A 14535-nucleotide genomic window follows, 5' to 3' on the forward strand; every position below is an offset into this window, starting at 1 on the left:
CATGATCCAGACCCTGTTCGGCAGCCTGAAAGAAGCAGAAGAGCCCAAAAAGCGCGGCTTTTTCGACCGCATGCGCGAGGCAGTCACACGCACGCGCGAGAATCTGTCGCAGCAGCTGGAAGAGATCGTCTCGCTCACGGTCGAGATTGACGACAAGGCGCTCGACGATCTCGAGATGAGCCTGATCGCGGCCGACCTCGGCGTGACCACGGCGCAGGAGATCCTGACCGCGCTCCGCGAACGCGCGCTGAAGCACCAGATCCGCGATGGCGCCGAACTGAAGCAACTGCTCCGCGCAGAGATCAAGGCCATCCTCGACGCATACACACAGCCGCCACGCGTAGTCGAAACGCCTCCGGAGGTGATCCTTCTCGTCGGCGTCAACGGCACCGGCAAGACGACGACCAGCGGAAAGTTAGCAGCGTGGTATCGCCGCATGGGCAAGACCGTCCTGCTGTGCGCGGCGGACACGTTCCGCGCTGCGGCCATCGAGCAGCTTGAGATCTGGGGACAGCGTACCGGCGTCGAGATCATCAAGACGAAGCAGGGCGGCGATCCGTCGGCGGTCCTCTTCGATGCGCTGAATGCAGCGAAGTCGCGCAAGACGGATGTGCTGCTGGTCGATACGGCCGGCCGTCTGCATACCAAGAACGACTTGATGAAAGAACTCGACAAGATGCGGCGCACCACGCAGCGCTTCATTCCCGACGCGCCGCACGAGGTGCTGCTGGTGATGGACGCGACCACCGGGCAGAACGGGATGCAGCAGGCAAAGCTGTTTATCGAGGCCGCAGGCGTGACCGGGATCGTGCTCACCAAACTAGACGGCACCGCGAAGGGCGGCGTCGCGGTCGCGATCGCACGTGAGCTGCAGTTGCCCGTCCGCTTTGTCGGTGTCGGCGAGAAGCTTGAAGACCTGCTGCCGTTTGACAGCGCCGCGTTCACCGATTCCCTGCTTGGCGCCTGAACGGCATGACTGAGCCCGACGCAGGTTCTGCCCCGAAGAACCTCGCTCCACAGAGCATGGAAGACCAGCAATGGATGGAGCGCGCGCTCGAGTTGGCGCGCCTTGGGGTGGGTCTCACGTCACCGAACCCGACCGTCGGTTGCGTGCTGGTACGCGACGGCGCTGCTGTAGGCGAGGGCTATCACCAGTACGCGACGCGCGATCATGCGGAGATCGTCGCGCTGAAACAGGCCGGCGAAGCCGCGCGCGGCTCTACGGCGTATGTCACGCTCGAGCCCTGCAGTCACTACGGCCGCACCGGCCCATGCGCACGAGCATTGCTCGAAGCCGGTGTAACGCGCGTAGTGGCGGCGACCCGCGATCCCAACCCAGCGGTTTCGGGCCGCGGCTTCGCGATGCTTGAGGCCGGCGGCGTGAGCACGGAAGCGGGCGTGCTCGCAGCGCACGCCCGCACGCTGAACGATGCCTTCGCTCACTTCATTCGCACGCACCAGCCGTTCGTGTCACTGAAGATCGCAGCCACTCTGGACGGCCGCATCGCTCCAGCAGAGCAGCCGGAGCGTACCTCGGTCGCGATCACCGGCGAAGCCGCGCATGCGCGCGTGCAGGAGCTCCGTCATGCGCACGATGCGCTGCTCACGGGCATCGGCACGGTGCTGGCCGACGATCCACGGCTGACCGATCGCAGCGAACGCCCGAGGCGGCGACCACTGCTGCGCATCGTGCTCGATTCGCAGTTGCGCCTCCCGCCCGACGCGAAGCTGCTCCAGAACGCCGACGACGACCTGCTCGTGGTCACACGCAGCGAAGATGCAGAGCGGCGAGCGGCCCTCGAAGCGCGGGGCGCGCGAGTGCTGCTCCTCGAAGCACAGCAGGAGGGCGGCATCTCGCTCCGCGCGCTGCTCGACCAGCTGGGCCAGCGGGATATCACGAGCCTGTTGATCGAAGGCGGAGCGCGGCTGAACCGTGCCGCGCTGGACTCGGGCCTCGTCAGCAAGCTGTATTTGTTTGAGGCGCCTCGCTATCTCGGCTCGCGTGCGGTGCCGATGTTGGAAGGCGAACCGCCCAGCCTGCCGGCCCTGCAACGCCGGACGACCGAGCAGCTCGGTGACGATCTGCTGCTCACCGGCTACTATCGCGATCCTTGGATTTAGCAATGCATCTGCAGGCGAGATAGGCTAGGAGCTATGTTCACCGGCCTGATCCAGGAGACCGGCTCCATCCTCAGCCTGGAGCCGCGCAACGGCACCACCCGTATCGCCATCGCTGCCCCGGAACTCGCGGCGCGGCTGCACACGGGCGACAGCATTGCCGTGAGCGGCGTGTGCCTGACCGCGCTTGCCATCGACGCCGGAGCCAACGGCGCACTCGGCCGTTTCGAAGCCGATCTTGCGGAAGAGACTGTGCGCCGCACCTCACTCAGCCAGCTTGCGCCGGGCACCGCCGTCAATCTCGAGCTGCCCACGCCCGCTGGTACGCCGCTGGGCGGCCACGTCGTCCAAGGGCACGTCGATGGAGTCGGGCGGCTGGTGGAGTTGCGCGCCATCACGCCGGGCAGTGAGACGACCGACTGGTGGCTCGAGATCGAAGTGCCGCCCGCAGTCGCGCCCTATGTGGTCGAGAAGGGTTCGATCGCGATCGAGGGCATCAGCCTCACTGTCGCGCGCTGGGACGGGGCGCGGCTCGGCGTCGCGATCATCCCGCACACTTACCAGTCCACGAACTTGCGTAATCACACGGTGGGTGACCTGCTGAACCTCGAGGCAGATGTGCTGCTGCGTCACGCAGCGCAGCACCACAAGCGTTCCACAGACTCGCTGACACTTGGCTGGCTCATCGCCAACGGTTATTGACAAATCAACATCACAGCTTCAGCGATGGATACTGTCAGCTACAACGGAAGGCGCGACGGGATCGACAAACGCAAGGTGACTTGCTTCCTCGGCCTCGTGCTGGTCGGGTTTGTCTGCATCCTGCTGATGATCTACATGCTGTTCTATGCGCGGCCGCACGCGAACAGTGAGATCCGCCAGGGACGCCAGAGCGAGCTGCGCCTGCTGCTCCCCGAAGTGGGTCCCGACATGTCTCCGGCTCTGACTCCACACGCCCACCTCGTTGTCCGGTCCTGAACACTCGACCCTGATTCCGGACACGAGTGCGCGGCTGCCCTTGGCCGCAAGCTGCTGATTCACCTCACACTAATCGACCATGCCGGGCTGGCCCTGTGCATGCTTTTAAATGGAGCAGGAGATCTGACCTGCTCATGTTCCGACTCTTTGCCGATCTTCGCTTCGCGCTTCGCCAGTTCCGCAAGACGCCTGTGTTCACCGTGACGGTGCTCGCCGTTCTGGCGCTCGGCGTCGGCGCCACCACCTCGATCTTCACGCTCTTCGATCAGGTGCTACTGCGGTCTCTGCCGGTCTCCCATCCGGAGGAGTTGGTGCGCGTGCGTGAGCAGGGTGGCAGCTTTCGAGGCCGGATCAGCGCCCACGGCAGCGACATCGATGACTACCTCAGCTACCCGGCGTACACGTATCTGCGCGACAACACCAGCCGCATCTTTACCGGGCTGATCGCCTCCTGGCCCGAGAACACGGTCGGCGTGGTCTGGCACGACCGCAGTGACTTGGCCACGGCGGAGCTGGTCAGCGGCAACTACTTCCAGGTGCTCGGCGTGCCCGCGGTCGCGGGACGCACGCTCGCGCCCTCGGACGATCGCAGCAAACTCGGTTCGCCGGTCGCGATGCTGAGCTATGGCTATTGGCAACGCCAGTTCGGCGGCAATGCAGACGTGATCGGCCGCGGCATTCAGATCAACGGTCATCCGTTCACCATTGTGGGCGTGGCGCCCCAGCGCTTTCACAGCGTGAGTGCCGGCGAAACCACGGATCTGTTCGTTCCCATGATGATGAAGCCGGCGATCACGCCGGACTGGGATGATCTCGACAACTACAACTCGCGCTGGGTAAACATCGTGGCGCGTCTGGCACCAGGCGTGACGATGCAGCAGGCATCCGCTGCGCTCCAGCCGACATGGCATGCCGAGCGCGTTCGCGACTTCACATATCAGCAGGACCAGTCTGCGAGCAGCCGCGCAGGGTTCATCGACCGCGCGCATATGGAGCTGCAAGCTGGCGCCACGGGCTTCTCGCCACTGCGCGAGCAGCTCAGTACACCGATCAAGGTACTGATGGGCATGGCGGTGCTCGTACTCCTGATGGCCTGCGCAAACGTCGGCAGCCTGCTGCTGGTGCGGGCGGCAGCGCGTACGCGCGAGATGTCTGTTCGTTATGCGCTCGGCGCGAAGCGTGAGGGCATCCTGCAGCAATTGCTCGTCGAGGGGCTGCTCCTCGGCCTGATCGGCGGGGGCCTCGGGCTGCTGCTGGCGCATCCGGTAACCGCGCTACTCATCCGCCGCATCCAGGGCATCTCGCCCGGCGATGCACCGTACTCCGCTGCAGTCGACACGCGCATCCTGCTGATCACCATCGCGATCACGCTGGCCACCAGCTTGCTCTTCAGCCTCGCTCCGGCTCTGCAGTTCTGGCGGCCAAACCTGCTGCCCGCGCTCAAGCAGCAGAACACGACCGTGTCCGGCAAGGCGCTGCTGGTGCGTCGCGCGTCGGTCGGCCTGCAGATCGCGATCAGCGTGCTCCTGCTGGCCGGGGCTGGTCTCTTCCTGCGCACGGTGACCAACATGCGGGCGGAGGATCTGGGTTTCCGCGCTGACCATCTCGTGTCCTTCTCCGTGGACCCGCGGCTCGCCGGCTACCAGACCGATCAGGTCTACAGTCTCGACCAACGCATCGCGCAGACGCTCGCGGCGCTTTCCGGGGTCCAGTCAGTCAGCGCGACGGATGACCCGGAGTTGGCGAACAACAACGAACGCGCTGGCATCAAGGTTGACGGTTACAAGCCCGCCGCCAAGACCGACAACCAGGTCGAATATTCGACCGCTATGGGTGGCTACTTAAACACCATTGGCGCTCGGCTACTCGCCGGACGGGACCTGAACGACTCGGATCGCCAGAAGACCACACCCGTCGGGCTGATGAGCCGAAGCGCCGCCGTTCGCTATTACGGCAGCGTGCAGAACGCAATTGGACGCAGTTTTACGATCGACGACGAACCCCGTACGGTCGTGGGCGTGTTCGACGACATCCGCCACGTCGACCTGCGTCGGTCGATCGACGGACGCGTCATAGTTCCCTACCTGCAGCAGAGTCCGCGCGGCCTGACCTTCATTCTGCGTACCTCTGCCAACCCTGACGCGATGATGAACACGGTGCGGCAGACCATGCAGCAGCTCGACTCTCGGCTGGCTCTTGCGTCACTGCAAACCATGGACGTGCAGATCGATACGGTGCTCGTCGAGGAGCGCACGCTGGCCCTGCTGGCGACCAGCTTCGGCCTGCTTGCCGCGCTTATGTCGGCAGTGGGTCTCTACGGTGTGCTCGCCTATGACACGGTGCAGCGCACGCGGGAGATTGGCGTGCGGATGGCCCTGGGCGCCAGCCGCCCGGCGGTAGCGCGGCTCCTGATGCTGGAGACACTGAAGCTCGTCGGCATCAGTATTGTCCTGGCGCTGCCAATCGCCTGGGCGCTCGCCCGACTTGCAGGAACAGTGCTGTTCGGAGTGCAGGCGGCTGACCCGCTCACCTACGGAGCCGTCACCCTGCTGGTCGCGACGGTGGCGCTGGTCGCCTCCGCAGTCCCCACGTGGCGGGCGGCCTCGGTCGAGCCGATGCGTGCGCTGCGCTACGAATGATGCCGCCCCTGACCACTCCGTAACTCACGCATCGCGAAATGCCCGCCCGTACCGCCGTCGTGCTGCATATGATGAAGAGCGGTGCGGCGGCGCATCGGCTGGCGACTCCGCACAGCCGAATCCCGGGCTCCGTCATCTCATCCGCAGTTTCGGCGGTCCACGGTTCCCGGCGCAGCAGCATGACGCGCCCCAGGGGTAGGCATGCAGCTTCGATCCGCAGTTCCCAATCGGCAGCGCGGTGGCTTTCTGGCCAGCGAGCCGTTGCTGCTGGTCGGGCTGGTCATCCTCACGCTCTACTTTGCGCGTGAGCTGCTGGTCCCACTCGCCTTCGCGCTGGTGCTCAACTTCCTGCTCTCGCCCGCCGTCACCCGCCTGGAGAAGCTGCGGCTGGGCCGTGCGCCGGCCGTCGTGCTCGTCATCCTCATCTTTTTCAGCGGACTCGCCGTGACCGGCTGGGTGGTGACGCGGCAGGTGCTGCACGTCGCGGAGATGCTGCCCGACTACCGCGAGAACATCCAGTCCAAACTGAACCGCCTGCACTCACCCATTGGCGGGGCGGCCGGACGCACGCTGCGCTCGCTCGAAACCATGGCGCAGCAGCTCTCAAATCGCGAGACGGTCCTGAACCCGGCGCCGGCTGAGCCAACGCTGCCCGGCGTGCGGCACCGTCGCATGCGCACGACCACCGGCTCCGTCGCCGCGCCCCCTACCACACCGCAGCAGCCCACGCAGGTGGAGATCATCGAGCCGCCGCCGCCGGTCACGCGCGAGCTGCAGGACTTCTTCTCGCCTATCCTCGGACCACTCGCCGTTGGCGGGATCGTGCTGATCTTCACGATCTACATGCTGATGAACCGCGAAGACCTGCGCAATCGCATGCTGCTGCTGGCCGGCATGGGGCGCCTCAGCCTGATGACGCAGGCGCTGCGTGATGCCGCCGATCGCATCAGCACCTACCTGGTCTGGCAGTTCCTAGTCAACGTCAGCTTCGGCCTGTTGTTCGGACTGGGCCTGCGCTTCATCGGTGTGCCCGATGCGACCCTGTGGGGAACGCTCGCCGCCATCATGCGGTACATCCCCTATGTGGGAACCGCCGTCGGCGGCCTGCTGCCAGTGCTGTTTGCCATCGCCATCTTTCCGGACTGGCGGCCGGCATTTGAAATTCTCGCGCTCTATGCGCCACTCGAAATCCTTACCGCCAACTTCGTCGAGCCGATCCTCTACGGCTCGCGCATTGGCGTGTCTGCGCTGGCGCTGCTGGCGTCCGCGATCTTCTGGAGCCTGTTATGGGGGCTGCCCGGCCTGGTGCTGGCCACCCCGCTCACGGTCTGCCTGATTGTGATGGGCCGACACGTGCCGCAACTCCGGTTTCTGCATGTGCTGCTTGGGGATGAGGCGCAGCTCTCACCCGAGGCGAAATTTTACGAACGCCTGCTGGCGATGGATCTGAACGAGGCGCGTGCCATTGCCGATCGTTTCCTTGAGCAGCAGTCGCTGACAGAGTTCTACGACGTCGTGCTGTTGCCAGCGCTGGCTTTAATCGAGCAGGATCGCCATCGCGGCTCGCTCGACGAGGCGCGCAGCAACTATCTGCTGTTGAGCGCTACCGAACTTGTCGCCGAGCTGAGCGACTACAAGCCTGCCCCCAAGCCAGGCACAGCCGTCGTGAAACATGGCGAGGAGCTGCAGGCCAAAGGCTGCGCAGTGATCTGCGTCCCGGTGGGCGACCAGGCCGACGAACTCACCGCGGTCGCACTCGCCCAGTTGCTCGAGCGCGATCAGTACCACACCCTGCTGCTGTCCAACGATTCGCTCACGCCAGAGGTTATGGAGCGGCTGGCGCAGGATCCAGCCACGATTCTTTGCGTATCGGCGCTGCCGCCGTTTGTCTTCGCGCAGACCCGCGCGCTGTGTCAGCGCATCCGCGAGCACCTGCCGCACAACCGCATCCTGATCGGCCTCTGGCAGTCAAACCAGAACGGACAGCTGATGCAGGAGCGCTTCGGCAGCGCGCATCCGGACCGCGTGGTCACGAACCTGGAGAGCGCGATGCTGCAGATCGCCGAGTGGGAGAGCTGCAGCACCGACGAGGAAGAAGCGCTCGCACTGCAGCGCGTCACTGCGGAGTGATGATGCCGCCCACGCGCTGACGCAGAGGCAGCGGAATGCCCCGGCGATCACGCTCTGGCTCAGGCGCCGGATGAACTTCAGGGGCAGAGGGCAAAGCCTCCCCGTCCGCCTGCACTGCTTGCTGTCTGTCCGTTTCACTTTTCATGGCATGACCTGTTCGCCGAAGCCGCGGGCTACACTTAAGGTATGCCCTCGCGCGTTCGGCTGGTGGCCATCGACATCGATGGAACACTCCTCCCCTCCTCAGGCACCAAGATCAGCGAACGTAACCGGCACGCACTGCAGAGGGCGCAGGCCGCCGGACTGCACATCGTGATCGCCACCGGCCGTCGCCACCAGTACGCCGAGCCGGTGCTCGAGCAGATCGGGCTTTCGCCCTGCTCCGTCATGATCTCCTCCAACGGCTCCGTGGTGCGCTCCTTCAATGGCGACCTGATTCGCCGCACCCTGCTCCCAGTCGAAAGCGCACGCGCGCTGTGCATTGCGCTGCGGCCGTTCGGCCAGACCATGGTCTTCACCTTCGATCGCGTCCAGCGGGCCTCGCTTGTGGTCGAAAACGTCCGTTCGCTGCACCAGCGCATCACCGCCTGGGTGCAGGCCAACCAGGACGACATCGAAGAGATCGCCCCACTGGAGCGCGCCTTCGACGACGGTGAGGAGCCGATCCAGGGCATGCTCTGCGGCGATCTGCCGAGTGTCCACGCCGCGCAGCAGATGCTCGCCGGTGATCCAGTCTCCCGGCACATCACCATGCATCGCACCGAATACGAGGAGCGCGATCTCGCGATCCTGGACCTGCTGCCGCCCGGCTGCTCCAAGGCCCATGCGCTCGCGGACTACGCTGGTTCGCTCGGCATCGCAGCGCACGAGATCATGGCCATTGGCGACAACTTCAACGACCAGAGCATGCTCGAGTACGCCGGACATGCCGTGCTGATGGGCAACGCTGGCAATGCCATGCAGAACATCGCGCGGCAGAATGGCTGGACCGTGACGCATACCAATGACCAGGATGGCGTTGCTTCGATCATCGAGCCGCTGATTGAAGCCCTGATCGAGCCGCTGACCGGGGACGCGATCAAAGACTTGCCTCAGCCAGAAAAGGCCGTCGCAACCCGTAGTTAGCCCGGGCGGCGGTCCGGGCCTGCATGGTAGCCTAACGGGGTGCCGGGATACCTCCAGGTCGCGCGCCGTATTGTGCTTGGGGCCAGTGTTTTGGGGGCTGCGGCAGTGCCATTGCTGGGCGCCGAGCATATCCTTCTGCGCGACGGCTTCGACCTGATCTGCGATCACCGCGAGGTCGTTGGCGATCGCGTCCGGCTCTACCTGACGGCCGCCGACGTGAGCTTTGTCGAGGTCAGCCCGCAGGACATCGTTAGCAGCGAGCCGATGGAACTGCCTGCTCCCCAACCAGCAGCTCAGCCCGTCTCGCTGACGCCGGTCGCCGACCCCACTCCCGCAGAAATCCGTGAGATGACGGCCAAGGCAGGCCGTGCGCATGATTTGGATGTGGACCTGCTCGCGAGCGTGATCCGCGCCGAGAGCAACGGCAACGTGCATGCGGTAAGCCGCGCCGGTGCGCGTGGGCTGATGCAGTTGATGCCCTCCACCGCCGGCGACCTGGGCGTGCAGGACAGCTTCCGCGCCGAAGATAACATCAACGGCGGCACGCAGTATCTCAACGATCTGCTCGTTCGCTACCACGACAACCTCGCGCTCGCGCTGGCCGCGTACAACGCCGGGCCGGCAGCGGTCGACAAGTACCACGGCATTCCGCCGTTCCGCGAGACGCGGGCCTATGTCGCGCGCATCATCCGCGACTTCAACCAGCGTAAGGCGACGCAGGGTCGCAGCAACGCAGGGTTGATCGCCGCAGCCGCGACTGTCACTGCCGCAGGCAAGTGATCTGCCGGACTCGCGGCTTCTCCATTTCCGCAACCCGCAACCGCATCGCCTTCGAGCCACATTGGGAGCCCGCGTCGTGAAGTCCAGGCAGATTCTTCTGACGGCGGCCGCCGTCCTCGTCACACTCGCCCTGCTGGTGTACGCCAGCCATCGCACGCACTTCCGCTGGGGCGTACTGGCAGAACAGGTGCATCACGTCCGCTGGACGAATATCGTGCTCGGCGTCGCGCTGATCTATCTGGCGTATGTCGTGCGCGCCGTGCGTTGGACCGTGTTTCTGCGCCCCACGCGGCGCTTTCCTCCCCTCTATCTGCTGGGCACGCAGGTGATCGGCTTTACCGCGGTCGCGCTGCTCGGCCGCGTGGCGGACCTGACAAGGCCCTACCTGGTCGCGCGGCGCACACAGTTGCCGATTGCGCTGCAGGTGGCCATCTACACGGTCGAGCGTATGTTCGACGCGAGCTCGATGGCGATCATCTTTTCGCTCGCGCTGCTGCTCGCCCCGGATCGCGCGACGCTGCCGCATAAGCAGATCGCCATCAACGTCGCACGCGGCGCGCTGCTCGCATCACTCGTGCTGATCGTGTTTGCGGTCGCTATCCGGCTCTCCGGCGAAAGCATGGCCCGTTTTGCCGAGACACGCTTCCCGCACAAGCTCGGCGCTGCGTTCGCGAACAAGGTACGGGGCTTCAAGGAAGGCTTGAACGCGGTCTCGTCTCCCGCAGCACTGCTGCAGGGCGCCGGTCTGTCCCTGCTGATGTGGGTGATGATCTCGGGCGCATACCTCGCTACCGTGCGCGCCTTCATCGGCTCGCCCGTGCTGAGCTCCATGACGCTGGCCCGCTCTGTAGTCCTGATGGCGGCGAGCATGGCCGGATCCGTCGTCCCGATTCCGATCGTGAGCTGGTTTGCGCAGATCCTGGTGCTGCAGCAGGCGATGCAGCAGATCTTTGGCGTGCATGCAGAGCCGGCGCTGGCGTGCGGGACCGGGCTCACCTTCGTGACCTTTCTGTGCATCATTCCGGTCGGCCTGATCTGGTCGCGCTTCGAACACGTCTCGCTGCGCCAGGTCTCGGAGGAATCGGAGCAGGAAGCAGAGGAGCTCGGCGCAGAGGCATAGCCGCAGCCACGGCTGGTATCGTGGAACTAGCTATGAAGTGCCCCTACTGCGGCTTCGCGCAGGACCGAGTTGTCGATTCGCGCGAGAGCAAGGACGCAGATGCCATCCGAAGACGCCGCGAGTGTGAGCGCTGTGAGAAGCGCTTCACCACCTACGAGCGCATCGACGAAATCCCGTACATGGTGGTCAAGAAGGATGGACGGCGCGAGCGGTTCGAGCGCCACAAGGTGCTGAGCGGACTGCTGCTCGCCTGCCGCAAGCGTCCCTTCACGCCCGACCAGCTCGAGAAGATCGTCGATGAGGCGGAGACATTTCTCGTCGACTCGCCGGAGCGCGAGCGCAAGACGCACGAGATCGGCGAGCTGATCATGAACCGGCTGAAGGCCATCGACACCGTTGCGTACATTCGGTTCGCCAGCGTGTATCGCGACTTCACCGACGTGCGCGAATTCAAGGAAGAGCTCGAGCAGTTGCTGAACGCAAAGGACCAGAACGCGAAACGGCGTACGCCGGAGCCGGCTCCGCGCAGACCGCAGCGCCCGCTCGCCTGATCCGCACAACGCAAACAGAGAGACCGATTCACAAGGAAGAACATGCCCAAACAGCACACCATCACGCTCATTCCGGGGGACGGCATCGGTCCCGAGGTTACGAACGCAGTCGTTCGCATTCTTGAAGCGGCTGGCAAAGCCACCGGCGCGTCGTTTCAGTGGGAGAGCTTCGCGGTTGGCGCAGAGGCATTCGAGCGCACCAAGGAGTACATCCCGCAGGAGCTCTATGCGTCGATCGAGCGGAATCGCGTCGCGTTGAAGGGGCCGGTGACGACGCCCATCGGCGGGGGCTTCTCGTCCATCAATGTCACGCTGCGCCAGAAGTTCGAGCTCTACGCCAACTTTCGGCCCATCCGCAATCTGCCTGGTCTCGAGAGCCGCTACCCTGGTGTGGACCTGGTGATCGTGCGCGAGAACACAGAGGATCTCTACGTCGGCCTCGAGCACGAAGTCGTGCCGGGTGTTGTCGAATCGCTGAAGATCGTGACCGAGAAGGCGTCCACACGCATCGCGAAGTTCACCTTCGAATATGCGCGCAAGCACGGCCGCAAGAAGGTGCACGCCATCCACAAGGCCAACATCATGAAGATGTCCGACGGCCTGTTTCTGCGCTGCGCGCGCAACATCGCGAAGGATTTTCCAGAGGTCACGTACGCCGAGCACATCGTCGACAACACGTGCATGCAGCTGGTGATGAATCCGTACCAGTACGACATGCTGCTGCTGCCGAATCTGTACGGTGACATCGTGAGCGATCTGTGCGCCGCATTCGTCGGCGGCCTGGGGCTGGTGCCGAGCGCTAACCTAGGCGAGAGCTGCGCCCTGTTCGAGGCAGTGCATGGTTCAGCGCCGGACATCGCCGGACAGGACAAGGCAAACCCGACCGCGCTGCTGCAATCCGCGATCCTGATGCTGCACCACATTGACGAAACCGCGGCTGCGGAACGCGTGCAGGCTGCGCTTGACAAGGTGTACTCGGAGAAGACGTCGCTCACCCGAGACGTGGGCGGCACCGCAGGGACACAGGAATTCGCCAACGCTGTGCTCGCTGCGCTCTGAACCCGAACCAGACCACATCCGCATTGAACTGCCGAGGAATGACCGTGACCCACTCCTACTCCAACATTTCGCGCGCCTTCTCGCTCGCGCTCTGCTGCACACTGCTCGCCAGCGCCGGTTGCAAGAAACAGGTCTCCGGCGGAGCTGCGCCGTCTTCCGACACGCACGCCGTGAATGCGCATATCGACCCGGCGAACGCGGGCACCATCAACGGGACCGTCCACGTGACCGGTAAAGTGCCGGAGCGGATCGAAATCGACATGGCGCAGGACCCCGCATGCGCGATGAGCCCCGAAGGAAAGAACCTGACCGAGCAGATCGTCGCGGACAAGGGCAAGCTCGCCAACGTATACGTGTATGTCGAGGACGGTCTGGGCAACAGGATCTACCCTGCGCCGACCGAGCCGGCCGTGCTCGATCAGAAAGGCTGCCGCTACGTGCCGCATGTACTGGCCGCCATGGTGGGCCAGCCGATCGAGTTCCGCAACTCCGACCCGACAATGCACAACGTGCACATGCAGCCGACCATCGGCGGCAATCAGGCCTTCGATGTGTCGCAGCCGCCGAACGCGGGCACGATCCAGCATGCGTTCAGCAAGCCGGAGATGCTAATTCCGGTGCGCTGCAACAATCACCCGTGGATGGAGGCGTTTCTCAACATCGCACCCAATCCATTCTTCGCGGTCAGCGGTCCGGATGGCCACTTCACGATCCAGGGTCTACCGCCCGGCAAGTACACGCTGGTCGCGGTGCAGGAGAAGCTCGGGACGCAGCACGCGACCGTCACCGTCGGCCCGCACGCGGCTGCGACCACTGACTTCACCTTCGCCGTGAAGTAGCCAGCAGTATCGTTCGCGGCTCTCTTCTGCTGACTGCGGCGCAGTGTTCGCTAGAATATCCGGACACGCAGCACAGCGAAGAGGCCCATGGCAGAACGACTGAAGGTAGGCATCCTCGGCGCAACCGGCACCGTCGGGCAGCGATTCATTCAGCTGCTGGACGGGCACCCCTTCTTCGAGGTCACGTGGCTTGCGGCGAGCGATCGCTCCACCGGCCGCCGCTATGAAGACGCTGTCCGCTGGAAGCTGGACACGTCCATTCCGGAAGCAGTGCGCGATCTGCCGCTCTTGCCGGCAACGCCGGACGGCGCGCCTGCGGTGATCTTCGCCGCACTCGATACGGACATCGCACGCGAACTCGAGCCGCTGTTCGCGCAGGCGAGTTGCGCTGTGATTTCGAACTCGAGCGCATTCCGCATGCATCCCGATGTGCCGCTCGTCATCCCCGAGGTCAACCCCGGCCACCTCGCATTGATCGAGCAGCAGAGCTGGCGTCGCGAGTCCGGCGGCTACATCGTCACCAATCCGAACTGCTCTGCTATCGGGCTGGTGCTCGCGCTGAAGCCGATCGCCGATCGCTTCGGCATCGAGAGCATCTTCGTCACCACCATGCAGGCGGTCAGCGGCGCGGGCTATCCGGGCGTGCCGTCGCTCGACATCCTCGGCAACGTGGTTCCCTTCATCCGCAGCGAAGAAGAAAAGATGGCCGAGGAGACGATGAAGCTGCTCGGCTCACTGCGCGGGTCCGCCCCGATCCACCACGTCGAGCACTATCCGGCCAAGTTGAGCGCGCACTGCAACCGCGTCGCCGTCGAGGATGGCCACACCGAGAGCGTCTCGCTCAAGCTGCGGAGCCCGGCCACACGCGAGGCGCTGATTGCGGCCTGGCAGGAGTTTCAGCCGCTGCGCCCTCATGCGCTGCCGTCAGCACCCGCACAGCCGGTCGAGTTCCTCACCGCGGACGATCGCCCGCAACCACGGCTCGATCGCATGCGCGGCCGCGGCATGGCCTCAAGCGTGGGCCGGCTGCGTCCCTGCGCACTCTTCGACTGGAAGTTCACCGTGCTCTCGCATAACACGATTCGCGGCGCTGCCGGAGCTGCCCTGCTCAATGCAGAGCTGCTGCGATCGCTCGGCAAGCTGCGCGCCAGCCGCGAGCAGAGCGCGAACACGACGGCTGTGCCGGCATGAGGCTC

The 14535-nt window shown here is 64.7% G+C and carries 13 protein-coding genes; all 13 read left to right on the plus strand.

The features are described from left to right. The first annotated feature begins 1 nt into the window (after position 1). Positions 2-967 (plus strand): signal recognition particle-docking protein FtsY, encoded by a 966-nt coding sequence (gene ftsY / locus AC5IJH_RS05805; protein WP_491901860.1) that lies wholly within the window; start codon positions 2-4, stop codon positions 965-967. Positions 968-972: 5 nt separating this feature from the next. Continuing rightward, a complete protein-coding gene (ribD, locus tag AC5IJH_RS05810; RefSeq protein WP_491901861.1) occupies positions 973-2121 on the plus strand; it encodes a bifunctional diaminohydroxyphosphoribosylaminopyrimidine deaminase/5-amino-6-(5-phosphoribosylamino)uracil reductase RibD in 1149 nt (382 codons plus the stop codon). 33 nt (positions 2122-2154) lie between these two features. Next, positions 2155-2820 carry a riboflavin synthase gene (locus AC5IJH_RS05815; RefSeq protein ID WP_491901862.1) on the plus strand — a complete coding sequence of 222 codons (666 nt, stop codon included), beginning with the start codon at positions 2155-2157 and terminating at the stop codon, positions 2818-2820. Positions 2821-2844: 24 nt separating this feature from the next. Further along, positions 2845-3096 (plus strand): hypothetical protein, encoded by a 252-nt coding sequence (locus AC5IJH_RS05820; RefSeq protein WP_491901863.1) that lies wholly within the window; start codon positions 2845-2847, stop codon positions 3094-3096. Between the two features lie 134 nt (positions 3097-3230). Next, entirely contained in the window at positions 3231-5735 is a 2505-nt protein-coding gene (locus tag AC5IJH_RS05825; protein WP_491901864.1) for an ABC transporter permease, read from the plus strand. A 201-nt stretch (positions 5736-5936) separates the two neighbouring features. Beyond that, positions 5937-7865, plus strand: a complete 1929-nt coding sequence (locus AC5IJH_RS05830) for an AI-2E family transporter (protein WP_491901865.1) — start codon at positions 5937-5939, stop codon at positions 7863-7865. A 186-nt stretch (positions 7866-8051) separates the two neighbouring features. Further along, the gene (locus AC5IJH_RS05835; protein WP_491901866.1) at positions 8052-8990 is read left to right on the plus strand and encodes an HAD-IIB family hydrolase; all 939 of its coding nucleotides are present in this window, start codon (positions 8052-8054) and stop codon (positions 8988-8990) included. A 39-nt stretch (positions 8991-9029) separates the two neighbouring features. After that, the gene (locus AC5IJH_RS05840; RefSeq protein WP_491901867.1) at positions 9030-9770 is read left to right on the plus strand and encodes a lytic transglycosylase domain-containing protein; all 741 of its coding nucleotides are present in this window, start codon (positions 9030-9032) and stop codon (positions 9768-9770) included. Positions 9771-9846: 76 nt separating this feature from the next. Next, a complete protein-coding gene (locus AC5IJH_RS05845) occupies positions 9847-10890 on the plus strand; it encodes a lysylphosphatidylglycerol synthase transmembrane domain-containing protein (protein WP_491901868.1) in 1044 nt (347 codons plus the stop codon). Between the two features lie 32 nt (positions 10891-10922). Further along, positions 10923-11441: a transcriptional regulator NrdR gene (gene nrdR, locus AC5IJH_RS05850; RefSeq protein ID WP_491901869.1), complete on the plus strand. Its 519-nt coding sequence runs from the start codon at positions 10923-10925 to the stop codon at positions 11439-11441. A 42-nt stretch (positions 11442-11483) separates the two neighbouring features. Continuing rightward, positions 11484-12500 (plus strand): isocitrate/isopropylmalate dehydrogenase family protein, encoded by a 1017-nt coding sequence (locus AC5IJH_RS05855; RefSeq protein ID WP_491901870.1) that lies wholly within the window; start codon positions 11484-11486, stop codon positions 12498-12500. Between the two features lie 44 nt (positions 12501-12544). Further along, positions 12545-13339 (plus strand): carboxypeptidase regulatory-like domain-containing protein, encoded by a 795-nt coding sequence (locus tag AC5IJH_RS05860; protein WP_491901871.1) that lies wholly within the window; start codon positions 12545-12547, stop codon positions 13337-13339. Between the two features lie 87 nt (positions 13340-13426). Continuing rightward, the gene (gene asd, locus AC5IJH_RS05865; protein ID WP_491901872.1) at positions 13427-14530 is read left to right on the plus strand and encodes an aspartate-semialdehyde dehydrogenase; all 1104 of its coding nucleotides are present in this window, start codon (positions 13427-13429) and stop codon (positions 14528-14530) included. Positions 14531-14535 lie beyond the last annotated feature (5 nt).

The organism is Candidatus Dedyshia acidiphila, from assembly GCF_051025295.1.
GTDB lineage: Bacteria > Acidobacteriota > Terriglobia > Terriglobales > Acidobacteriaceae > KBS-83.